The sequence below is a fragment of the Bradyrhizobium sp. IAR9 genome, from assembly GCF_013408065.1.
GTDB lineage: Bacteria > Pseudomonadota > Alphaproteobacteria > Rhizobiales > Xanthobacteraceae > Bradyrhizobium.
This window is the reverse complement of the sequence record NZ_JACBZW010000001.1, coordinates 142,796-164,831: the sequence shown is the minus strand read 5'-3', so window position 1 is coordinate 164,831 and position 22,036 is coordinate 142,796. Positions and strand designations below refer to the sequence as shown.

Below are 22,036 nucleotides of genomic sequence, written 5' to 3'. Positions count from 1 at the left end.
GAGGCCGTCGATCTCGGCCATGGCGGTTGAAGGTCGCGCTTCAACCGCCAGGCGTTCCCGGATCAGGCCGCTTTCGCCGGGGCAGCCGCCGGCTTGGGCGGCGGTGGCTTCAGCGGCTTGTCCTGCTTCTTCGACCACGAGATGTAATAGGCCACCGTCGTCATGATCGCGATGCCGGCAACGCTGACGAAGATCTGTGCGAGCAGCGAGCCCGAGCTCATCGACAGCTCGAAATGGCCGACGAAGGACAGGAACACGCCGACGCAGAACACGGCGAGCGACTGCTGGCCGCAGACGATCAGGGGATCGAACACCTTCCATTCCAGCCCCGGCCATTCCTTCGGCACGAAGCGGATCACCAGGATCACGATCACGACGAAGTGGATGAAGCGGTAGGGCGCAAGGTTGGTCTTGTCGTTCGGGTTGAAGGCCGAGAACAGCCACTCCGGGAACATGCCGCCGAATGTGGGGAAGCGGCCGGCCATGGTCATGACCAGCGCGAACAGGAGATAGCCGAGACAGAGATAGAGCGTGATCGGCGCGTTGATCAGCGTCATCGAGCGCCGCGCGCCGCCCATCGCGCACCAGGCGCCGAACACGAACAGCACCTGCCAGCAATATGGGTTGAAGTACCACTGGCCGGCCGGATAGGCGTTCAGATTCCAGCCGAAGTGACGCGCCGCCAGCCACAGCACGATCGCCAGCACCATCGTCAAATCGGGCTTGCGCAGCATGAACCACAGCACCGGCGGGAACAGGCCCATCAGCACGATGTAGAGCGGCAGCACGTCGAGATTGAGCGGCTTGAAGCGCAGGAACAGGCCCTGGCGCAGCGTCTCGGTGGCGTTGTCGACCAGGCCGGCGACGTTGAACTCGTTGATCATCTCGCTATCGCCGAAGCGCAGCGCCAGATAGCTGATCGAGGCGATATAGATCACGAACAGGATGATGTGGGCGACGTAGAGCTGCCAGACCCGCTTGGTCAGCCGGGTGGCGCCGACCAGGAAGCCGCGCTCCAGCATCATCCGCGCATAGACGAACGAGGCGGTATAGCCGGAGATGAACACGAACAAGTCGGCGGCGTCGGAAAAGCCGTAATTGCGCGTCGTGACCCAGTTCACGACATTGTCGGGGATGTGGTCGAGGAAGATCGCCCAGTTCGCGACCCCGCGAAACAGGTCGAGCCTGAGGTCACGGCCTTTTTCAGGGAGCGTGGCGTTGATGTTCAGGAAGGCCATGCGACGGGAGCTTTCGGGAGGGGCGGTTACGCTGATGTCGTCGAAGCAGTGCCGCCGGGCGGGCCCCCAGCGCGAAAGGTGGGTACGCAATTGTCACGGTGCAGCATAATGACTATACCGGTGGTGAGGGGTGCCCCGGGGCCGGAATCACCGATCAGTTCCCAATCGGTGTCTGTATACTATCCCTGAGGTTTCCACCAACTGCTACCGTGACGCATCGAAATCGAACGAAAGACGAAGAGGCCGGACCGCCAATGACCGCACGCATTTTCAAGCCCGCCAAGAACGCGATGCAATCCGGCCGGTCCAAGACGAAGGAATGGCAGCTCGACTACGAGCCGGAGCAGCCCCGCGCGGTCGAGCCGCTGATGGGCTGGACCTCGTCGGGCGACATGAAGCAGCAGATTACGCTGCGCTTCCACAGCAAGGAAGAGGCGGTCGCCTATTGCGAGCGCAAGGGCATCGCCTACCACGTGATCGAACCGCAGGATTCAATCCGCCGCCCGGTCGCCTATGCCGACAACTTCTCGTTCCGTCGCGGCGAGCCCTGGACGCATTGAGAAGGCGGCTGCTTCGACTTCAAACGACTTGATGTTCTCGTCATGCCCGGGCTCGTCCCGCCTGCGCGGCCGAAGCCGCTTCGGCGAGGCAGAGGCCCGGGCATCCACGTTTTGGGTGGGCGTGAACGAACGTGGATCGCCGGGTCAACCCGGCCATGACGGTCGTGGGAGGCATTCCTCCCGAACGCGATAGCGTCGCGCCCCGGGGTTCGGACCCTTGGCACCAATTCCGCCACGTGCTTCGCTGGTCCTGACATCGGGACCACGACGGGGTGGGGTATGGCGGGGCGTGACCAGCTCGACGGCGTCGATCTGAAGATATTATCCGAGCTGCAGCAGGACGGGCGCATCCGCAACAACGAGCTGGCGCTGCGCGTCGGCGTGTCCGCGCCCAACTGCCTGCGGCGGCTGAAATCGCTGTTCAGCCGCGGCGTGATCCGGGCGGTGCGGGCCGTCATCGACGAGCGGCGGCTCGGCTATGAGGTGGTCTCGTTCGTCTCGATCCAGCTCGGCAGCCAGGCCCAGCCGGTGCTGGAGGCGTTCGAGAGTTCGATCGCTGCGATCCCGCGCATCCAGCAGTGCTGGCGGATTTCGGGCGACACCGACTATCTCCTGAGATGCGTGGCGCCGAGCGTCGAGAGCATGCGCCAGCAGCTGCTGCATTTCGCGGCAATGCCTGACGTGAAGAACGTCCGCAGCTTTCCGGTGTTGGGCGTCGCGAAGGATGTGCCGCTGCCTCTGCAGGACGTCGCGGCGGTATCGGCGTGATAGGGGAACGTTCCAGGCGGCCGTTACTCCAAGATCGCGAAAAATCGGACGGCGCTACGCGTCGTCGACGTCAGCACTATAATGCTGATTAACTCACATAACTGTGACATGTGATTTCGGAAGTCCTGCGATGCGCTGAGACGTGATTGCCGGTCTCGGTGCGCCGCCTAGATGCAAGGGGTGAACCTCAGCCTGCGTCGCATCCTGAGGACTCTTTTGTGGGACCCCTGAAGCTGGAAAAGACACCATGACCTCGACCTCGAAGACGATTGTCGCATCCGCTGCGACGCTGTTTGCATCGGCGTTTCTCATGATGACCGCACCCGCCGCGCAGGCGGAAGAGTACTGCATCACCAACGGCGCCCAGGCCGCTCATGGCTGCGGCTATCCGACGATGGAAGCCTGCCGGGCTGCGGCGGGCGGGATCGGGGGCACCTGCTCGCAGAGCGGCGGCGCGAAGACCTCGAACGACGCGCTGGCCTATCAGCCGAAGCAGTCGCGCACGAAGCTTCGCCCGGGCGCGCAGACCAACTCGAATTAACCTGAATACGGGTTTCGAGACTGCGGCCTCCGAGAATTCATCTCGGAGGCCGCAAATTCATGACAGTGATGCGACGGCGGGCGTGTCTCAGCGATACCGGCCGCGAAACTCGCGCGGCGAGGCACCGGTCCAGGTGCGGAACGCGCGGGAAAAGCTCTTCTCGTTGCGGAAGCCCGCGATCTCCGCGATGCGTTTGATCGGCGTGCGGCCTCGCATCAGCTCCTGTTTTGCCAGTTCGAATTTTGCCTCTTCCTTGAGATCGCGCAACGAGGTGGCCTCCTCCCGCAGGCGCCGATGCATGGTGCGGGTGGAGAGCGCAAGCTCGCTCGCGACGTCCTCGGCACCAAGACTGCGTCCGCGCGCATTGCGGAGCACGCGGCGGACACGCTCGACCAGCAGCCGGTCGCGCCGATAGGGCAGCACGGTCAGCCTGAGCGCGCCCTTGAGCATGTTGTCGAGATCGGCGGCGCTGCGCGTCAGCGGCAGCGAGAGATAATGCTTGTCGAAGATGATAGCGGCGCGGTCCGCATCGAAGCGGACGGTCCGGCAAAAGATGGTCGGATAGACCGAGACATGGCCGGGCTCCGCGTACGGGAACTCCGCCGCGCGGAGCGCGATCTGGGAATCGACGGCCCAGCAGGAGAAGCCGAGCACGTAGCGGAGCAGGGTGACCAGGCAGAATTCACGCAGCGGCCCGAGATCGCGCAGCTCACGGATGGAGACCACGGCGGTCTCCTCACTGAGCTCGAGATGGAGCAGCACGTCCTCGGTGAGCAGGCGGTGATGCCGGCACCACCGCTTGAGCGCCACCTCCAGCGTAGGCGCTGTGATCGAGGCGCGGCACAGCATGCCGTAGGTGCCGAAGGGCAGGCGGCGCGAGAACCAGCCGAGCGCCTCGTCGTCGAGCTCGCGCATGGCATGGCCCGCCAGGGCCTCGAACTGGGCGGCCGTGACCCGCCCGTCCGGAGAATTGACAAGGTCTGGCGCTACCTGACCCCGCTGCAACGCCTCGGCCGGATCCCGTCCGTATCGCGCATAGGCGGCAACCACGCCCCGCACGAAGGCGGCGGGGGTGACGGCGCGGCGCGGGATCGCGGTTGCGGCTTGAAAGGGCATTGCGAACCTTTGGGAATTCTCTCGGGAAAATCCTCGCCAAGTTTGGCGGAAAATGCAACCTTTTCGACCGCAAGAGGGCCCTGACCCCGCTAGGTTCGGTCCCCAAAATACGGAGGAATCGCCTTGAACATCCCGAGCATCGACTTCGATCTGGGCGAAGACATCAGCCTGCTGCGTGACACGCTTCGTGCCTTCGTGGAGGCCGAGATCACCCCGCGCGCGGCCGACATCGAGAAGGCCAATCTGTTCCCCGCAGACCTCTGGAAGCGCTTCGGCGACCTTGGCCTGCTCGGCATGACCGCGCCGGAGCAATATGGCGGCTCGAACATGGGCTATCTCGCCCACATCGTCGCCATGGAGGAGATTTCGCGCGGCTCCGCTGCCGTGGGGCTATCCTACGGCGCCCATTCCAACCTCTGCGTCAACCAGATCCGCCGCAACGGCAATGACGCGCAGCGTCAGCGCTATTTGCCGAAGCTGATTTCCGGCGACTATGTCGGCGCGCTCGCGATGTCCGAGCCGGGCGCCGGCTCCGACGTGGTCTCGATGAAGCTGCGCGCCGACAAGCGCGGCGACCGCTACGTCCTCAACGGCTCGAAGATGTGGATCACCAATGGCGGCGACGCCGACGTGCTGGTGGTTTACGCCAAGACCGATCCGGAGGCCGGCCCGCGCGGCATGACGGCTTTCCTCGTCGAGAAGGGCTTCAAGGGTTTCACCCACGGCCAGCATCTCGACAAGCTCGGCATGCGCGGCTCCAACACCTATCCCTTGTTCTTCGACGATTGCGAGGTGCCGGAGGAGAATGTGATGGGCAAGGTGGGTGAGGGCGTCAAGGTGCTGATGTCCGGCCTCGACTATGAGCGCGCGGTGCTGTCGGGCGGCCCGCTCGGGATCATGGCGGCGTGCATGGACGCGGTGGTGCCCTACATGCACGAACGCAAGCAGTTCGGTCAGCCGATCGGCGATTTCCAGCTGATGCAGGGCAAGCTCGCCGACATGTACGCGACCTGGCAGGCCACGCGCGCCTATGTCTATGCGGTGGGACGCGCTTGCGACCGCGCCGACCACTCCCGCAGCTTGCGCAAGGATGCGGCCGCGGCGATCCTCTATTCCGCGGAGAAGGCAACGTGGATGGCCGGCGAGGCGATCCAGGCGCTCGGCGGCGTCGGCTATACCAGCGAATTCCCTGTGGGACGTCTGTGGCGCGACGCCAAGCTGTACGAGATCGGCGCGGGGACGTCCGAAGTTCGCCGCATGCTGATCGGCCGCGAACTGATGTCCGAGACGGCTTAAAAACCTTCACTCATTGGAATCAACATGCCGCTCCATTCCAGCATCGATCCGTCTTCATCCGACTTTGCGCGCAATTCCGAGGCGATGCGCACCCTGGTCGCGGACTTGCGTGAAAAGCTCAGCCAGGTCGCCGGCGGTGGCGGCGAGGTCTCGCGCAACCGCCACACCTCGCGCGGCAAGATGCTGGCACGCGAGCGCGTCGACCTGCTGGTCGATCCCGGCACCTCGTTCCTGGAGCTGTCACCGCTCGCGGCCTACGGCCTCTATGGCGGCGATGTGCATTCGGCGAGCGTCGTGACGGGCGTGGGGCGCATTTCGGGGCGCGAATGCATGATCGTCGCCAACGACGCCACCATCAAGGGCGGCACTTACTATCCCATGACCGTGAAGAAGCATCTGCGCGCGCAGGACGTGGCGCGGCAGAACAATCTGCCCTGCGTCTACATGGTCGATTCCGGTGGCGCCTTCCTGCCGCTGCAGGATGAGATCTTCCCGGACGAGCGGCATTTCGGCCGCATCTTCTACAACCAGGCGCAGATGTCCTCCCAGGGCATCCCGCAGATCGCGATCGTGATGGGCTCGTGCACCGCCGGCGGCGCCTATGTCCCCGCGATGTCGGACGAGAGCATCATCGTGCGCAATCAAGGCACCATCTTCCTCGGCGGCCCGCCGCTGGTGAAGGCCGCGACCGGCGAGGTCGTCAGCGCCGAGGAGCTCGGCGGCGCCGACGTGCATTCGCGCCAGTCGGGCGTCACGGATCACTACGCCCAGAACGATGCCCATGCGATCGGCATCGCCCGGCGCATCGTCGGCACGCTGAAGCCGTCGGTGCGGCCGAACCTCAATATGCATCCGGCGCGTGAGCCGCTGTTTGCTGCGGAGGAGATTTACGGCGTGGTGCCGGTCGACGGCAGAAAGCCGTTCGACGTGCGCGACATCATCGCCCGCGTCGTCGATGGCTCCGAGTTCGACGAGTTCAAGAAACTCTACGGCACGACGCTGGTGTGCGGCTTTGCCCATATCTGGGGCTATCCGGTCGGCATCATCGCCAACAACGGCATTCTCTTCAGTGAGAGTTCTCTCAAAGGCGCCCATTTCATCGAGCTGTGCTGCCAGCGCGGCATTCCCCTGGTGTTCCTGCAGAACATCACCGGCTTCATGGTCGGCAAGAAATACGAGGCCGGCGGCATCGCGCGCGACGGCGCCAAGCTGGTGACGGCGGTTGCGACCGCCTCGGTGCCGAAGTTCACCGTGGTGATCGGCGGCTCCTACGGCGCCGGCAATTACGGCATGTGCGGCCGCGCCTACTCGCCGCGCTTCCTGTGGATGTGGCCGAACGCGCGCATCTCGGTGATGGGGGGCGAGCAGGCCTCGATGGTGCTGAGCCAGGTCCGCCGCGACAATATCGAGGCCAAGGGCGATAGCTGGTCGAAGGAAGAGGAAGACAAATTCCGCGAGCCCATCCGGGCGCAATATGAAAGCCAGGGGCACCCATATTATGCCACGGCGCGGCTGTGGGACGACGGCGTGATCGACCCGGCCGATACCCGCCTCGTGCTCGGCCTCGGCCTCTCGGCGGCGTCGAATGCGCCGATCGAGCCGACGAAATTCGGCCTGTTCAGGATGTGATGCGATGGACCGCTCAAAGCTCTACCGCCGTTTTCGCACCCTCCTGATCGCCAACCGCGGCGAGATCGCCTGCCGCGTCATCCGCACCGCGCGCGCCATGGGGCTGCGCACGGTCGCGGTCTATTCCGAGGCCGATCGCGATGCGATGCATGTCGCGCTTGCGGATGAAGCCGTGCTGCTCGGGCCGGCGCGGGCCCGCGACAGCTATCTCAATGTCGAGCGGCTGATCGAGGCCGCGCGCAAGACCGGCGCCGAAGCCGTGCATCCCGGCTATGGCTTCCTGTCGGAGAATGCCGAATTCGCACGGGCCTGCTTCGATGCCGGGCTGGTCTTCGTCGGCCCTACCGCCGGGATGATGACGGCGATGGGCTCGAAGTCCGGCTCGAAAGAGCTGATGGAGAAGGCCGGCGTGCCGCTGGTGCCGGGCTATCACGGCGAGGCCCAGGACGAGGCGACGCTTTCGAAGGCGGCCGACAAGATCGGCTTTCCCATCCTGGTGAAGGCCTCCGCCGGTGGCGGCGGCCGCGGCATGCGGATCGTGCGCTCGGCCGATGAGCTTGCGCCCGCGATCGTCAGCGCCAAGCGAGAGGCCAAGGCCGCGTTCGGCGACGACCGCATGCTGATCGAAAAATATGTCGACAATCCCCGGCATATCGAGGTGCAGGTGATCGGCGACAGCCACGGCAATCTGCTCTCGCTGTTCGAGCGCGAATGCACCTTGCAGCGCCGACACCAGAAGGTGATCGAGGAAGCGCCGTCGCCGACGCTCAATCCCGCGCAGCGCGAGGCGGTTTGTGCCGCCGCGCGAAAGGCCGCAGGCGCGGTGAACTATGTCGGTGCCGGCACCATCGAGTTCGTCTCCGACGGCAAGGACGTTTTCTTCATCGAGATGAACACGCGTCTGCAGGTCGAGCATCCCGTGACCGAGCTGATATCAGGCGTCGATCTCGTCGAATGGCAGCTGCGCGTTGCCTTCGGCGAGGCGCTGCCCTTGAGGCAGGACGAGATCAAGCTCAACGGCCACGCGGTCGAGGCGCGCGTCTACGCGGAAAATCCGACCAAGAACTTCATGCCGTCGGTCGGCAGGATCTCGACCTGGCGGCTGCCCGCGGAGACCGGTGGCCTGCGCATCGACGCCGGCTACCGCGAGGGCGATAGCGTCTCGCCTTACTATGACGCCATGCTCGCCAAAATGATCGCGTGGGCGCCAACGCGGGATGTCGCTATCGAGCGGCTGAACCGCGGGCTGGAAGAGTCCGACGTCCGCGGCATCGTCACCAACATCCCGTTCCTGTCGGCGCTGATGACGCATCCGAAGGTGCGGACGAATGCGATCGACACCGGCTTCATCGAGCGTGAGCTGGCGGTGCTGACACAGGCCGCGCCGGCGCCGGGTGAGCTCGAGCTGTGCGCCGCGGTGGCTGCTATTATCAGCGACGAACGACAGGCGGCACAGGCGGTGGCGAATTCGCCCTGGCAAACCTTTGGCTGGCAGCCGGTCGGCCGCCGCCAGCGCAGCTTTGCCTTTCGTGTCGGGCACGGCCCCGAGCAGAAGATCGTGCTGAACTACGGCAGCGGTCCGTCGACGCTGATCATCGGCGAACGCGAATTGGCATTTGCGATCGCGCTGCGCGACGGCGGCTTCGACCTGACGCTTGACGGCGTCAAGTCGTCGGTCGCCGCGGTCGTCGCCGGCCATGAGCTTTACCTGCGCACGCGCAACGGCCGCTTCGACCTGCATTGGGTCGATCCGTTCGGCGGCGAAAGCGAGGAGCATATCGGCGAGGACAAGATCGCAGCGCCGCTGCCGGGCACCGTCGTCGCCGTGCTGGCCGAGGAGGGGGCCAAGCTCGAGAAGGGCGCGCCGATCCTGACGCTGGAAGTGATGAAGATGGAGCAGACGCTGCGCGCGCCCTATGCCGGCGTCTTGAAGTCCATCAAGTGCAAGGTCGGCGACATCGTGCAGGAGGGCGTCGAGCTCGCGGTGGTCGAACCTGCGGGAGAGTGACATGAGCGACCCCGTCCGCATCATCGAAATGGGGCCGCGCGACGGCCTCCAGAACGAGAAGACACCCGTCAGCGTCGAAGCCCGTATCGCCTTCGTCGAGGCGCTGGTCGCGGCCGGCCTCGATACGGTCGAGGTCGGGGCGTTCGTCTCGCCCAAGGCGATCCCGCAAATGGCGAGCTCGGATGCCGTGCTGCGCGGCGTGAACCACATCAAGGGCGCCGAATTCCACGTGCTGGTGCCCAACGAGAAGGGCTATGACGCAGCGCGCGCCGCGGGCGCGAGAGTGGTCTCGGTGTTCGCCGCGGCCTCCGAGGGTTTTTCTCGCGCCAACATCAATTGCACCGTTGCGGAGTCCATCGATCGGTTCAAGCCGGTGCTGGCTCGTGCCAAGGCTGATGGCGTCAAGGTGCGCGGCTATATCTCCTGCGTGCTCGGCTGTCCGTTCGACGGTGAGATCAAGCCGAAGGCCGTCGCCGATCTTGCGAGCACGTTGTGGGAGCTTGGCTGCTACGAGGTCTCCCTCGGCGACACCATCGGCGTCGGCACGCCTGATAAGGCCAAGGCGATGCTGCGCGCGGTTGCCGCCAACATTCCCGCCGCCAATCTCGCAATGCATTTCCACGACACCTACGGACAGGCGCTCGCCAATCTCTATGCCGGCCTGGAGGAGGGCGTGCGCGTCATCGACGCCGCCGCCGGCGGCCTCGGCGGCTGCCCCTACGCGCCGGGCGCCACTGGCAACGTCGCGACCGAGGATGTCGTCTACATGCTCGAGGGCATGGGCGTCAGAACCGGCGTCGAAATGGACAAGCTGCTGGCGGCCACGAACGAGATGAGCCGCGTGCTGGGCAAGCCGCCGGTGAGCCGGGTGGCGTCCGCGCTGAATGCGAAGAAGAAGCGGGCGGCTTCGTAGGTCTTCGCCATTGTAAGCGCAGGTGCCGTAGGGTGGGCAAAGGCGCCTAGCGCCGTGCCCACCATCTTTTTATGATCGAGACAGGTGGTGGGCACGCTTCCGCCTTCGCTCTTCGAGCTACGGCGGACAAGTCGCTTTGCCCACCCTACGAGACCTGCTTTCAGGCCGCCTTCAGGCCCACATCCGGCAGGCGCGGCCGGCTCTTGAGTGCCTTGGCCATCATGGCCTCGACCTCGGCCTTCTCCTGCGGCAGCAGCGCGAGGCGCGGCGGCCGGGTCAGTGCGGTACCGCGGCCCATGATGTGCTCGCACAGCTTGATGCACTGGACGAGGTCGGGGCGCGCATCGAGATGCAGGAGCGGCATGAACCATTCGTAGATCGGCATCGCCTCGGCGAAACGCCCGGCCTTGGCCAAACGAAACAGCGTCTCGCCCTCGCGCGGGAAGGCGTTGGACATGCCGGAGACCCAGCCCACGGCGCCCATGGCGATGCTCTCGACGATGACGTCGTCGAGGCCTGCGAACAGCACGAAGCGGTCGCCCACCATGTTCCTGGTGTCGATGAAGCGCCGTGTGTCGCCGGAGGAATCCTTGAAGCACACCACGGTCTCGACGTCAGCGAGCGAAGCCAGGATGTCAGGCGTCACGTCGTTCTTGTAGATCGGCGGATTGTTGTAGAGCATCACGGGAAGGTCGGTCGCGGAGGCGACGGCGCGGAAATGCGCGGCGGTCTCGTGCGGCTTGGACGAATAGACCAGCGCCGGCATCACCATCACGCCGTCGATGCCGACGCGCGCGGCTTCCTTCGCCGTCTCGACCGCAAACGCCGTGGTGAATTCGGCGATGCCGCACAATACGGGCACGCGGCCGGCGGCGACCGACTTCGCCGTCTCCATGATCGCGACCTTCTCCTTGCGCTCCAGCGAGGTGTTCTCGCCGACCGAGCCGCAGACGATCAGGCCCGAGACGCCGTCGCGGATCAGACCGTCCATCACCTTCGCGGTTGCGTCGATGTCGAGCGAAAGATCGTCATGGAATTGGGTGGTGACGGCCGGGAAGACGCCTTCCCAGGAAACGCGGCGGCTCATTGATTTGACTCCAAGTAAGATTGCCGGCGGGGGGCTGGATCCGCCGGGCGTGGTGAAGAGGATGGCGGGTGGGATCAGAGCGTCGCGCCGACCTTGCGCAGCTCGGCGAGAATCGGTGCCTTGGGCAGCCAGATCTTGTCGAATTCGGCGATGACGGCCTCGGTGTCGCCCGCCGGGACCTGACGGATTGGGATCGGCGCGTTCTTGAAGTTCTCGATCAGCGCGGGCTCATTGCCGGCGAGTTCGTCGATCTGCGCATCCAGAGTCGCCTTGACAGTCTTGGCGATCAGCTCGCGGTCGGCGGCGGGGAGCGACTGCCAGACCCGGCCGGAAACGACGGCCGCCATCGGCATGAAGACGGCATTCATCTGCAGGATCACCTTCGACACCTTGTCGAAACGCTGGTTCCAGGAGAATTCGAGATCGGCCTCGAGGCCGTCGACCTGGCCGTTGGCCATCGCGTCGAACACCTGCGGCGTCGGGATCGGTGTCGGCGCTGCGCCGAGGGACGAATAGAAATCACGATAGACCGGCGTCGGGTTGATGCGCAGCTTCATGCCCTTGATGTCGGCGAGCGTCGTCAAATCCTTCGACGAGAACACCGCGCGCATGCCGATGATGCCCCAGCCGAGGCCGATGGTGCCGGTCTCCTGCGGCAGCACCTCGAACAACTTCACGGCCGCCGGATGCCGCACAAATTTCGCCACCGCCGGCGTCGAGCGCACGATGTAGGGCGCGTTGATCGCGGCGATGTGCGGCACGCGCGAGCCGAGTTCGGCGGCCTGGATGAAGCCCATGTCGAGCGCGCCGGATTGCAATTGCTGCATCATCGCGGGCTCGTTGCCGAGCTGGCCGGAGTGGAACACGGTCAGTGTCAGGCGGCCGTTGGTTGCGGCCTTGAGATCGTCACCGAATTTGAGCGCGGCCTTGTTCCAGGAATGGCCGTTCGGAGTGATCAGGCCGAGGCGGAATTCCTTGGCCTGGGCGAGCGCCAGCGACGGTGCGAACACCGATGCGGCGGCACTGGCGGCGAGAAAGCGGCGGCGTGTAAGCGGCATGGTCGGGCTTCCTTTTGAACGGGCCTATTTGATGAGGATCAGCGAGAGCGACGGATAGAGCGAGAGCAGCACGAGGAGGACGCAGGAGATGACGAAGAAGGGCAGCGTCACCATGAACATCTTGCCGGGCTTGGCGCCGGTGACGGCGGCCGCGACGAAGAAGCAGAGCCCGACCGGCGGCGACAGCAGGCCGAGCACGAGATTGATCACCACCACGACGCCGAAATGCCGGGGATCGATGTGATAGACCTCGGTCGCAACAGGCAGCAGGATTGGCACCGTCATGATCAGGCCGGGAATGCCGTCGATGACAGTGCCGATCACCAGCAGGATGACGTTGCAGATCAGCATGAAGCTGACCGGGTCCTTGGCGGCCGTCTGGATCCAGGCAGCCGTCTCCTGCGGCACCTTGCCGAAGATCAGGACCCAGGAGAACACCGCGGCGGCCGCGACCAGGAACAGCACGATCGCCGAATAGATCGCGCTGCGCAGCATCATCTGCGGCAGCTGCGAGAACTCGAACTCCCGGGTCCAGTATTTTCCGACGAGTGCGGCGGCCACAGCGCCGACCGCGGCGGATTCCGTCGCATTGGCGAGACCGCTCAGAATCGTGCCGACGATGACGACCGGGATCAGCAGCGTCGGCGACGTCCGCAGGATCGTCATGACGCGCTGGCGCGGCGTCTGATAATCCGCGCGCGGATAATTGTAGACATAGCCCATCAAGGCGATGACGAGGCAGAACATCACCGTGAGGATGACGCCCGGCACGATGCCTGCGATCAGCATGTCGCTGACCGAGACCTGCGCGAGCACGCTGTAGACCACGAACATCACCGAGGGCGGGATGATGGGGCCGAGCATGCCGCCATAAGCGGTCAGCCCCGCCGCAAACGTCTTGTCGTAACCCTTCTTCTCCATCTCCGGCACCATGATCTGGGCCATGATCGCGACCTGCGCGGTCGCCGATCCCAGGATCGAGGAGATGAACATGTTGGCGAGGATGTTGACGTAGGCGAGCCCGCCTTTGAGCGAGCCGACGAAGGCCATCGCCATGTCGACGATGCGCCGTGTGATGCCGCCGCCATTCATGATCTCGCCGATCAGGATGAAGAGGGGAATCGCGATCAGGCCGTAGCTGTCGACGCCGCCGAACAGCTGCAGCGGATAGGACTGGAACAGCACGGGATTGCCGGATGCCGCAATGTAGACGAGGCCGGCGAGGCACAGGCAGAGGCCGATCGGCACGCCGACCAGCATGAAAACCATAAAGGCCGCCGACGTGATCATCAGTTGACCCCGTCGAGCTCGGAGAGCTGGAAGCCCTTTGGCGGCATGCGCGGCACCAGGCTGAGATCTTCCAGCAAATTGGCGAGGCCGTGAACGGTCATCGACACCGCGAAGATCGGCAGCGTCAGGTAGAGCACCCAGGTCGGCCAGTTCAGCGTCTGGGTGTGCTCGGTGTAGAGGAAGTTGAAGGTTTCGGCCGCGAGCTTGCGCCCGTCGAAGCCGGCGCGGGCAAGGCCGATCGGATCCATCCAGAGCACACAGGTGACGATCAGGGCGGCGCCGAACACGACGACGAGGCCGGTCGAGATCACCTTCGCGATCTTCTGGTGCTGCGGCGAAAGACGTTCCGTCAGCATGGTGACCGCGAAGTCGAGCCGCAGCCGCGTCATCGCGGAGGCGCCGATGAAGGTCAGCCAGACCACGCAATAAACAGCGGATTCGTCGATCCAGTAGATCGGAAAGCGCGCGTAGCGGGTGACGACGTTCACCAGGATCAGGCCGGTCAGCACGTACATCAGGCCCATCAGCGCAAGGCGCTCCACGGCGAGCAGGGCGCTGGAGGCGCGAATGACCATCCGTCGAACGCTGAACGCGCGGTTGGCCGGGATCGTCTGCTCGATCATGAAAGAGGCCCCACACCCCGAAAATTGTCGTGCTATCGACAAATGTATAATTTATACAATCTGAGTGTCAAACGGAGATTGCGGTCATTTCGGCGGCAGGCCGCGCTTTTGCTGGGCACGCTGCTTTGTGGGACGCCCGGCTTTTGCTGGAGCGCCCGACATGCAAGAGAGAGACCGCTTCGGCCGGACGAGTCGGGAAGGACAACAGAAGGTCAGATGAAACAGCCTCTGAAGCATCGCACCCTGTCGGCCGCGATCGTCGACCAGCTCAGGCAGGCGATCCTCGACGGTACTTATCCGGCCGGATCACAGTTGCGGCAGGATGCGCTTGGCGAGGCCTATGGCGTCAGCCGCATTCCCGTTCGCGAGGCACTGTTTCAGCTCGAGGCCGAAGGTCTGGTGCGGATCGTGCCGCAGAAGGGCGCCATCGTCTCGGAGCTGTCTCTGGACGAGATCAACGACGTGTTCGATCTGCGTTGCATCCTGGAGCCGCGGCTGCTGGCGCAGTCGGCGCCGCGTTTCAGCGCTGACGATTTCGACGGGCTCGACGACATCCACAAGCGCTTCGAGAAGGCGATCAAGGCGAAGAACGTCAGCGAATGGGGACAGCTCAACGCCGACTTCCACATGGCGCTGTATGTCCACGCCCCGCAGCCGCGCACGCGGGCGATCGTGCTGTCGCTGCTCCAGACCAGCGACCGCTACACGCGTCTCCAGCTCTCCAACACCAAAGCGATGGGGACAGCCGAAAGGGAGCACGCCCATATGATCGCGCTCTGCCGCGCACAGAAGGTCGAGGAAGCCTGCCGCTTCCTGGAGCGGCACATCGAAGCCGTGCGCAAGGATCTGTTGCAGGTGGTGGCGATCGCGCCGCGATCTCGGCGGAAGAGCGAGCCATGATCAATGCGCTCGTAGGGTGGGCAAAGGCGCATGGCGCCATGCCCACCATCCCTCCGTGACCGCAATCGCGAATGGTGGGCACGCTTCGCTTTGCCCACCCTACGGCAGCCGTGATTGCCGTTACCTGCTCCCGTCCGGCCCCATCACCAGATCCGGCAGCCCGGTCGAAATCGCCGGAAAGAAGCACAGCAGCAGGACTGCCAGCATCATCAGCAGCACGAACGGCAGCGTGCCCCAGATCACCTCGCGCAGGGGAATGTCCGGTGCGACGTTGCGGATGACGAAGATGTTGAGGCCGACGGGCGGATGGATCAGCCCCATCTCCATCACGATGGTCATCACCACGCCGAACCAGATGATGTCGAAATTGGCGGCACGCAGCGGCGGTAGGATGATCGGCGCCGTCATCAGGATGATCGAGACCGGCGGCAGGAAGAAGCCGAGCACGACGACCATGACGAGGATCGCGAACAGCAGCTCCCAGCGCGGCAGGTGCATCGCGACGATGGATTCGGCGACCGATTGCGAGATGTGCAGATAGCTCATCACGTAGGAATAGAGCAGCGACATGCCGATGATCATCATCAGCATGGTCGATTCCCGGATCGTCGACTTCATGATCGGCGCAAGGTCGCTCGGGCGCCACACGCTGTAGATCGCAGCGATCAGCGCCAGCGCCAGCAGGCCGCCGAGGCCGGCGGTCTCTGACGGCGTGGCATAGCCGCCATAGAGCGCGATCATGACGCCGGTGAGCAGCAGCACGAATGGAATCACCCGCGGCAGCACGCTGAAGCGTTCGGCGAGCGTGTATTCGTCGCGGGCGAGAATCGCAGCTTCCGGGCCGCCGTTCTTGTAGATCGCTTCTGCGGCGGCGTATTCCTGACGGAAGCGGATCACGGCGTAGGCGCCGAACAGCGAGACCAGCAGCAGGCCCGGTCCGATGCCGGCGAGGAACAGCCGTCCGAGCGATTTTTCGGCGGCGACTGCGAACAGGATCATGGTGATCGAAGGCGGCAGCAGGATGCCGAGCGTGCCGCCGGCAGCGATGATCCCTGCGGCAAAGCCGCCGGAATAGCCGCGCTTGCGCATCTCGGGGATGCCGGCCGAACCGATCGCCGAGCAGGTCGCAGGCGAGGAGCCCGCCATCGCCGCGAACAGCGCGCAGGCGAAAACGTTGGCGACGCCGAGCCCGCCGGGCACGCGATGCAGCCAGGCATGCAGGGCCGAATAGAGATCCTGGCCGGCGCGCGACTTGCCGATCGCGGCGCCCTTCAGGATGAAGAGCGGGATCGACAACAGCGTGATCGAGGCCATTTCCTCGTAGACGTTTTGCGTCACCGTATCGAGGGACGCCGCCGGCATGTAGATGCCCATGAACACGACCGCGACCGCGCCGAGCGCGAACGCAATGGGCATGCCCGAGAACATCACGAGCAGCGTCGCAACGCCGTAGGCAACGCCGATACCGAACACGCTCATGAACGCTTGGCTCCGGTAAACGGCAGCGCAAGCTGCACGAGGATCTGGATGCAGAGCAGGCTCATGCCGAACGCCATCAGCGAATAGGGAATGGCGAGCGGCGGCGACCACATCGAGTTGGAGACCTGGCCGTCGACATAGGCCTCATGGGCCAGCGTCCAGGACTTCCAGGTGAAGAAGGCGCAGAACAGGAACGTGAAGGCGTCGACCAGCCAGAGCCTGATCCGGTTCGCGAGCGGCGAGAGCAGGCCGACAAAGGCCTCGATGCCGATATGGCCGCGGTTCTGCTGCACATAGGCGGCCGTCATGAAGGTCGCGCCGACCAGCAGGAACACGGCGGCCTCGTCCTGCCAGTAATTGGCGGCCTTGAACAGCGCGCGGCTGAGCACGCTGTAGCTCAGGATGGCGCAGGCCGCGACCAGTGCGATCGCGGCGAACACGACGATGATACTGTTGAGGATTGCAAGACCGCGATCGATCGCCGCCGCAAGGCCGGTCCCTGCGGCAGCGATGGTTTGATCGTCACGATCCGGAAGCGGACCGTGGCTCATGCGGCGACGTCGATGGCGAGCTTGAGCAGGTTCGCCGCGGTCGCGGTCTTGGCGCTGTAGTCCTTCCAGGCGGTGTCGCGGGCGATGTCACGCCACTTGCCGACGGTCGCGGCGTCGAGCACCGAGACCTTGGCGCCGGCCTTCTCGTAGACCTTGGCGACCTCGACGTCGTCGTCCTGCGCGCCCTTGCGGCCGAAGGCCTCGAGCTCGGTGCCGACCGCGAGCAGGATGTCCTGCTGGTTCTTCGGCAGCTTGTCGAAGATCGCTTTCGACATCATCAGCGGCTCGAGCATGAACCAGTAGGAGGCGCCCGCGCCCGAGGTCAGGGACTTGGCGACCTCTTCCAGACGGAACGAGATCAGGCTGGTCGAGGAGGTGATGCCGGCATCGCAGGCGCCGGTCTGCATCGCCGCGTAGATTTCGTTCGAGGGCACCGACAGCACCGAGGCGCCGGCGGTCTGCAGCACCATGTCCATCTCGCGCGAGCCGCCGCGTACCTTCAGGCCCTTGGCGTCTTCCGGCGCGACGATTGGCTTGGAGCGGCTGGCGACGCCGCCGGCCTGCCACACCCAGGTCAGCAGGATGATGCCCTTGTCGGCGAGAAAGTCGGTCAGCGCCTTGCCGACCGGCTCCTTCTTCCAGCGCAGGCCCTGGTCGTAGGTGGTCACGAGGCCGGGCATCAGGCCGATATTGGTCTCCGGCAGCTCGCCGCCGGCGTAGGGCATCGGATAGAGGCTGATGTCGAGCGCGCCCTTGCGCATCGCGGAGAACTGCGCGTTGGTCTTGATCAGCGAGGAGTTCGGATAGATCTCGGCGGCGATGTCGCCGTTGCTGCGTTTAGCGACTTCAGCAGCGAACATACGGCAAAGCCGGTCCCGGAAATCACCCTTGTCGATGGTGCCGCCCGGGAACTGGTGCGAGATCTTCAGCGTGGTCGCGGCCTGCGCGGTGCCGGTGCCGAAGCGGAGAATGGCGGGTGCGGCGACCGCGGTCGCGAGCAGATGGCGGCGCGTGAGCATGGTGTGATCCCTCTGAGCGTTTCTTCGAACGGTTCTTGTTGGCGTGATTTGGGCGGGTCATTTGACCGGCACGTAGGCCCATCCTAGCCGGTCTTTCACCCGATATTCTCTCATCTGATAGTTCGAGACCGAATGCCGCGGCAAGGGGGTGGTGACCGTGCTGCGCTGCACACATCCGCTTTCCACCGCAGGCCCCGGCCTGCTTAGAACGGCGGATCGCAGCAGGCTCGTCAAAAATTTATCTCGCGGCGAGGTAACAATGCGGGGCGTCCATCCGTCGAGATTGAATAGCGGCGTCCGTCGCTGACCAACACCATCTCGAAGGAAAGATGATCCATGACCATTCGCACCCGTATCGTGCTCGGCGTCTCCGCTGCCGCTCTCTCGCTCGGCCTCGCGCTCGCGCCGGCCGCCTTTGCTCAGGACAAGAGCAAGGATGACGGCATGATGAAAAAGGACACGATGTCCAAGGACGGCATGATGAAGAAGGACACCATGTCCAAGGACGACGGCATGAAGAAAGATCACATGTCGAAGGACGGGATGAAGAAGGACGACGGGATGATGAAGAAGAACTGATCTTCGACTGTCGTCCGCAGCAGACGGACGTGCGTCGAAAACCCAGGGGCGGTCACGCGGACCGCCCCGGAATAGTCAGTTCAACTTCAGTTGAACGCGACCGTGAATGCTACTTGCGCTTGGCCTTGCGGGCGGCGTAGCGGGCGTCGCGCTTGGCCTTCTGCTCGGCCTCGATTTCAGCCTGCTTGGCGATCGCTTCCTCCGCCTCGCGGGCGATCCGGGCTGCCTCTGCTGCTGCGGCCTCTTCCGCGATACGCTTCTGCTCGGCCTTTTCGGCCTCGCGCGCTGCCTTTGTCTCGGCGCGCTTGGCCGCGAGGGCCTCGCGCTCGGCGCGTCGTGCCGCGACCGCCGGATCGTCGTGACCGGGCTGCGACTTGAATTTGTTCAAAAGATTTTTGCGTGCTTCCTGCGCCGCCTTTTGTCGGTCGGAGAAGCCTGGTTCCCTGAATCCACTCATCGAACGAACCTTGTCTTCCTCACTTTCAGCCCTACATCACTGCGTGTTGGTACGTCGGCTGGGCATAGCGGGCGCCACGCGACGCAGAAGCGTGTACATCGGCGCGCGTCGCGAAGCCACCCATAATCGCAGCCGATCAGGTAGACGAAAAATCGCCGCCCCGACGATCTCGTAGCCCGGAAAAACTGCCGAATTGTGATGTCCCTCATAAGGGAGCACGCGGGCGACGCCTAGCGTCCGCCCCGATACGAGACGGAGCACGGGCATGACGTTCTTCCGCTTCCACCAAAAGGCGCTCGCAATCGCCTTGGCCCTGATAGCCGTTGCCGGCGCGGCGCTGCTGCTCGCTCGTCCGCAGCCCATCGAGAGTGCCGTCCTGGGTGCCGACTGGGAATGTACCCAGACCGCGTTCGTGCTCACGACCTGTGCACCGCGGCTCCAACAGGCGATCCCGGCGGTCGAAACCTCGCGCAAGGATGCGATCCGGGCGACCCGAGGCTGAACCGAACTGGGCTGATCGGGATGTGACGGGACGTCGCAGAGGTGTTAAGCCGGCACGCCCGCGCGGTAGGTAGCCATGTCCACGTCCAAGCTCGAGTCCAAGCCCGAACGAGGCGAAAAGCCGAAATCCCAGCCGAAGCCTCAACCCGGTGATAACCGCCGCGGCGCGATCGCCGGCTTGATCATCGCGATCCTGATCCTCGGCGTCGGCTGGTGGCTCGCGCGGGACCTCACCGCGGCCAGCAAGATGCAGGACTGCCTGATGTCCGGGCGGAGCAATTGCAACGTGATCGAGCCGGCCCGCTAGAAGCGCCCCAGCACGGCCCGTCGAGCCGAAAAAATGCCGTGATCTTAACCATTTGTAACGCGACATAGCTGACCAAAGCAGGTCAGCTATGTCAGCCGGCATCAAGCCGAGCGCGATCCGAATCGTCTATCGCGCCAGGCACCACGGCATTCGAGAGAGTAGGGGTCAAGCACGCATGAGTGCGTCCAGCCGCATGAAGATCATCATTTCCTTGGTTTCGGCCATGTCGTTGCTCGCGCTTTCGGCACAGGCCCAGGACGCCGGGCCGTCGAGGGACGCAAGGCCACCAAGGGACGCCGGCCAGCCTCCGGCCCGCCCGGGCGCAGGGGCACCGCCTCCGGACAGTCAGAACATGCGCAGGGGCCCGCCGCCGCAGCAGGCGGCCCGACCCGCGCCGCAGCCCGGTGGCCAGCGCCATGCTGGTCCCGGTCCGCATGGCGCCGGCGGCCCGCCGCCGGGAGGCCATGTCGCCCGTGGTCCCGCTCCGACGCGCGACTGGGGCGGACAGGCCTATCGTGGCAATCGCTCCTGGGACGGTGGGCGCTGGCGCCACGAAGTCCACAACGGCCGCTCCGGCTGGTGGTGGGACGTTGGCGGCGTCTGGTATTATTATCCGCAGCGGATGGCCGGTCCGCCGGCCTACATCTCCGAGGAGTATTACGACGACGTGCCGGTGGCCTACGCCCCGCCGCCGCCTCCGGTCGCCTATGCACCGCCACCTCCGCCGCCGCCGGCTGATCCCGGCGCGAGCGCGCTTGGCGGCGCCATCGTCGGCGGCGTGCTGGGCGGACTGATCTCGGGTAACGCCACAGGGGCCGCCGCGGGCGCGGTTCTCGGCGGCGCGACCGGAGCCATCGCCGGTGCCACCGCCGCCTCTCAGCCCGGCTACTACTGGGCGCAGGGCAATTGCTACTACCGCTATCCTGACGGGCAGTACGTGGCGACCGATCCGCGAGCGTGCCGCTAAGGCAATGGTCGCATCCTGACCTGAAAGAGGCGGGCGAAAGCCCGCCTCTTTTGTTCTGGTGCCGCCAACCGATTGTCTCGATGCGCATGTCGGCGCGACGTTCGGCGGCGCACAACAATTGCCTCAAAATAGCACTGGCTCCCGATGCCGCTTCACGCGATTCTCAAAAGAAAAAACGTTGGGAAAACGATTCGCGGGGACGTGGGACATGCTGGATGCAATCCAGATCAGCTTGGCGCTTTGGGCCATGATCGTTTGCGGCGGGATCAAGCTGGGGCAGGTGGTGCACTGCCTGTTCTAAAGCGCGATGAGATTTGGATGAATCGTCATCGCGCTTTCGGTTGTTGTTTGCGCATGATCTTTCCGGAAGACCGCTTCGCACTTTTCCGGATCATGCTTTAGCGCACGATCGCTGCCGCGAGCCTGCGTCACACGAGCCAGTTGAAGAACGCAATCGCGCCCCAGACCAGGCCGGCGATCCAGGCCAGCATCACGATGCCGATGGTCCCGAGATAGGCGATGCCGAGCAGGTCGGTCCTTTGTCGTTGCGTCGGGACGTTGGCCGGAGCTGCTGCTTCTTGTGTCATGACGGGAAATACCATCGATGCCTTCGCGGGCTGCTGGAGCGTCGAGACATGGTCTAACCGAGATGCAGGTCGCGGACTGTGACACAATTCACAGATCGCCTGGATGAAAGCCCAGCCAAATGGCTTCGCAATCAGCGCATGCACGCAGTGAAGCAGTCGTGCCGGCCGTTTGCCTCAGTCCGGCAGACGCGGACGTTACCCCGCAATCATACGGACGAAATTGCCATGGGCTTGTCCAGATGGCCGGCTAGAGTCGGTCTCATGTGTACCAAGTACGACCCACAGCACGAAGCGGAGGCCGCGATGAAGCGGGCCGCGGCATCGGAAGGCGCCGATCGGCAACGGCTGATCCAGTTGGCGCTGGCCTGGCACGAGCTGGCCCGCGAGCGGCGCGACGAGCGGGCGGACTAGGGGCATACGCAGGGGAATTTCGCGTCAGACGATGACGGGCCGAGCCCGGCCGGTAGGTTGATCTGCATGAGAAAGCCCCGCGCTCGGGGGACAAGCACGGGGCCCTTCAAAGCCGACCGGGGTTGGCAGGTCGGCACCACCTGATTTCAAG

At 64.7% G+C, this 22,036-nt stretch carries 23 protein-coding genes; 12 read left to right on the top strand and 11 right to left on the bottom strand.

Annotated elements, in window-relative coordinates; all coding sequences use genetic code 11:
* Window positions 1–62 precede the first annotated feature (62 nt).
* Window positions 63–1,238 (bottom strand): OpgC domain-containing protein, encoded by a 1,176-nt coding sequence (locus GGD67_RS00705; RefSeq protein ID WP_018323122.1) that lies wholly within the window; start codon window positions 1,236–1,238, stop codon window positions 63–65.
* A 254-nt stretch (window positions 1,239–1,492) separates the two neighbouring features.
* Here GGD67_RS00705 and GGD67_RS00700 point away from each other — a divergent pair, with 254 nt between their 5' ends.
* The 3 genes from GGD67_RS00700 (at window position 1,493) to GGD67_RS00690 (ending at window position 3,107) form a co-directional block, all read left to right on the top strand.
* Window positions 1,493–1,798 carry an ETC complex I subunit gene (locus GGD67_RS00700; RefSeq protein ID WP_179730534.1) on the top strand — a complete coding sequence of 102 codons (306 nt, stop codon included), beginning with the start codon at window positions 1,493–1,495 and terminating at the stop codon, window positions 1,796–1,798.
* A 279-nt stretch (window positions 1,799–2,077) separates the two neighbouring features.
* On the top strand, window positions 2,078–2,566 hold the full coding sequence (locus GGD67_RS00695; protein WP_179730533.1) for an Lrp/AsnC family transcriptional regulator: 489 nt from the start codon (window positions 2,078–2,080) through the stop codon (window positions 2,564–2,566).
* 247 nt (window positions 2,567–2,813) lie between these two features.
* Window positions 2,814–3,107 (top strand): DUF3551 domain-containing protein, encoded by a 294-nt coding sequence (locus GGD67_RS00690; protein WP_092258394.1) that lies wholly within the window; start codon window positions 2,814–2,816, stop codon window positions 3,105–3,107.
* Window positions 3,108–3,194: 87 nt separating this feature from the next.
* Here GGD67_RS00690 and GGD67_RS00685 read toward each other — a convergent pair whose 3' ends face one another.
* Complete coding sequence (locus tag GGD67_RS00685) at window positions 3,195–4,223, bottom strand: AraC family transcriptional regulator (RefSeq protein WP_179730532.1); 1,029 nt, start codon at window positions 4,221–4,223, stop codon at window positions 3,195–3,197.
* Between the two features lie 123 nt (window positions 4,224–4,346).
* Here GGD67_RS00685 and GGD67_RS00680 point away from each other — a divergent pair, with 123 nt between their 5' ends.
* The 4 genes from GGD67_RS00680 to GGD67_RS00665 are packed head-to-tail and all read left to right on the top strand — an operon-like array spanning window position 4,347 to window position 10,069.
* Window positions 4,347–5,519 carry an isovaleryl-CoA dehydrogenase gene (locus GGD67_RS00680; RefSeq protein ID WP_179730531.1) on the top strand — a complete coding sequence of 391 codons (1,173 nt, stop codon included), beginning with the start codon at window positions 4,347–4,349 and terminating at the stop codon, window positions 5,517–5,519.
* A 24-nt stretch (window positions 5,520–5,543) separates the two neighbouring features.
* Window positions 5,544–7,148 (top strand): carboxyl transferase domain-containing protein, encoded by a 1,605-nt coding sequence (locus GGD67_RS00675; RefSeq protein ID WP_018323127.1) that lies wholly within the window; start codon window positions 5,544–5,546, stop codon window positions 7,146–7,148.
* A gap of 4 nt (window positions 7,149–7,152) precedes the next feature.
* Window positions 7,153–9,156, top strand: coding sequence for an acetyl/propionyl/methylcrotonyl-CoA carboxylase subunit alpha (locus GGD67_RS00670; RefSeq protein WP_179730530.1), 2,004 nt, complete (start codon window positions 7,153–7,155; stop codon window positions 9,154–9,156).
* Window position 9,157: 1 nt separating this feature from the next.
* Window positions 9,158–10,069 (top strand): hydroxymethylglutaryl-CoA lyase, encoded by a 912-nt coding sequence (locus tag GGD67_RS00665; protein WP_179730529.1) that lies wholly within the window; start codon window positions 9,158–9,160, stop codon window positions 10,067–10,069.
* A 160-nt stretch (window positions 10,070–10,229) separates the two neighbouring features.
* On the opposite strand, the gene GGD67_RS00660 is transcribed toward GGD67_RS00665, so the two are convergent.
* The 4 genes from GGD67_RS00660 to GGD67_RS00645 all read right to left on the bottom strand — a co-directional run bounded on the left by GGD67_RS00660 (window position 10,230) and on the right by GGD67_RS00645 (window position 14,127).
* Window positions 10,230–11,156 carry a dihydrodipicolinate synthase family protein gene (locus GGD67_RS00660; RefSeq protein WP_179730528.1) on the bottom strand — a complete coding sequence of 309 codons (927 nt, stop codon included), beginning with the start codon at window positions 11,154–11,156 and terminating at the stop codon, window positions 10,230–10,232.
* A 74-nt stretch (window positions 11,157–11,230) separates the two neighbouring features.
* Window positions 11,231–12,214 (bottom strand): TRAP transporter substrate-binding protein, encoded by a 984-nt coding sequence (locus GGD67_RS00655; RefSeq protein ID WP_179730527.1) that lies wholly within the window; start codon window positions 12,212–12,214, stop codon window positions 11,231–11,233.
* 24 nt (window positions 12,215–12,238) lie between these two features.
* Entirely contained in the window at window positions 12,239–13,504 is a 1,266-nt protein-coding gene (locus tag GGD67_RS00650; RefSeq protein ID WP_028144739.1) for a TRAP transporter large permease, read from the bottom strand.
* Window positions 13,504–14,127, bottom strand: coding sequence for a TRAP transporter small permease (locus GGD67_RS00645; RefSeq protein ID WP_179730526.1), 624 nt, complete (start codon window positions 14,125–14,127; stop codon window positions 13,504–13,506). Before GGD67_RS00645 ends, GGD67_RS00650 begins: the two co-directional genes overlap by 1 nt.
* 216 nt (window positions 14,128–14,343) lie before the next feature.
* Here GGD67_RS00645 and GGD67_RS00640 point away from each other — a divergent pair, with 216 nt between their 5' ends.
* Complete coding sequence (locus tag GGD67_RS00640) at window positions 14,344–15,027, top strand: GntR family transcriptional regulator (protein ID WP_179730525.1); 684 nt, start codon at window positions 14,344–14,346, stop codon at window positions 15,025–15,027.
* 120 nt (window positions 15,028–15,147) lie between these two features.
* On the opposite strand, the gene GGD67_RS00635 is transcribed toward GGD67_RS00640, so the two are convergent.
* From GGD67_RS00635 to dctP, 3 genes are read right to left on the bottom strand one after another with little or no spacing between them, the layout of a single operon-like run.
* Window positions 15,148–16,506: a TRAP transporter large permease gene (locus tag GGD67_RS00635; RefSeq protein WP_018323135.1), complete on the bottom strand. Its 1,359-nt coding sequence runs from the start codon at window positions 16,504–16,506 to the stop codon at window positions 15,148–15,150.
* Entirely contained in the window at window positions 16,503–17,057 is a 555-nt protein-coding gene (locus GGD67_RS00630; RefSeq protein WP_092258376.1) for a TRAP transporter small permease, read from the bottom strand. Before GGD67_RS00630 ends, GGD67_RS00635 begins: the two co-directional genes overlap by 4 nt.
* Window positions 17,054–18,076, bottom strand: coding sequence for a TRAP transporter substrate-binding protein DctP (gene dctP / locus GGD67_RS00625; protein ID WP_179730524.1), 1,023 nt, complete (start codon window positions 18,074–18,076; stop codon window positions 17,054–17,056). Before dctP ends, GGD67_RS00630 begins: the two co-directional genes overlap by 4 nt.
* 336 nt (window positions 18,077–18,412) lie before the next feature.
* On the opposite strand from dctP, the gene GGD67_RS00620 reads away from it, so the two are divergent.
* Window positions 18,413–18,655 (top strand): pentapeptide MXKDX repeat protein, encoded by a 243-nt coding sequence (locus tag GGD67_RS00620; RefSeq protein ID WP_179730523.1) that lies wholly within the window; start codon window positions 18,413–18,415, stop codon window positions 18,653–18,655.
* Between the two features lie 109 nt (window positions 18,656–18,764).
* Here GGD67_RS00620 and GGD67_RS00615 read toward each other — a convergent pair whose 3' ends face one another.
* The gene (locus GGD67_RS00615; RefSeq protein ID WP_018323139.1) at window positions 18,765–19,112 is read right to left on the bottom strand and encodes a DUF6481 family protein; all 348 of its coding nucleotides are present in this window, start codon (window positions 19,110–19,112) and stop codon (window positions 18,765–18,767) included.
* Window positions 19,113–19,377: 265 nt separating this feature from the next.
* Between GGD67_RS00615 and GGD67_RS00610 the strand changes: the two genes are divergently transcribed.
* The 3 genes from GGD67_RS00610 to GGD67_RS00600 all read left to right on the top strand — a co-directional run bounded on the left by GGD67_RS00610 (window position 19,378) and on the right by GGD67_RS00600 (window position 20,887).
* Window positions 19,378–19,614 carry a hypothetical protein gene (locus tag GGD67_RS00610; RefSeq protein ID WP_026202882.1) on the top strand — a complete coding sequence of 79 codons (237 nt, stop codon included), beginning with the start codon at window positions 19,378–19,380 and terminating at the stop codon, window positions 19,612–19,614.
* Between the two features lie 75 nt (window positions 19,615–19,689).
* Window positions 19,690–19,920, top strand: coding sequence for a hypothetical protein (locus GGD67_RS00605; protein ID WP_179730522.1), 231 nt, complete (start codon window positions 19,690–19,692; stop codon window positions 19,918–19,920).
* Between the two features lie 175 nt (window positions 19,921–20,095).
* Complete coding sequence (locus GGD67_RS00600) at window positions 20,096–20,887, top strand: hypothetical protein (protein WP_179730521.1); 792 nt, start codon at window positions 20,096–20,098, stop codon at window positions 20,885–20,887.
* 428 nt (window positions 20,888–21,315) lie between these two features.
* Here GGD67_RS00600 and GGD67_RS00595 read toward each other — a convergent pair whose 3' ends face one another.
* A complete protein-coding gene (locus GGD67_RS00595) occupies window positions 21,316–21,474 on the bottom strand; it encodes a hypothetical protein (RefSeq protein WP_018323143.1) in 159 nt (52 codons plus the stop codon).
* Window positions 21,475–22,036: the final 562 nt, after the last annotated feature.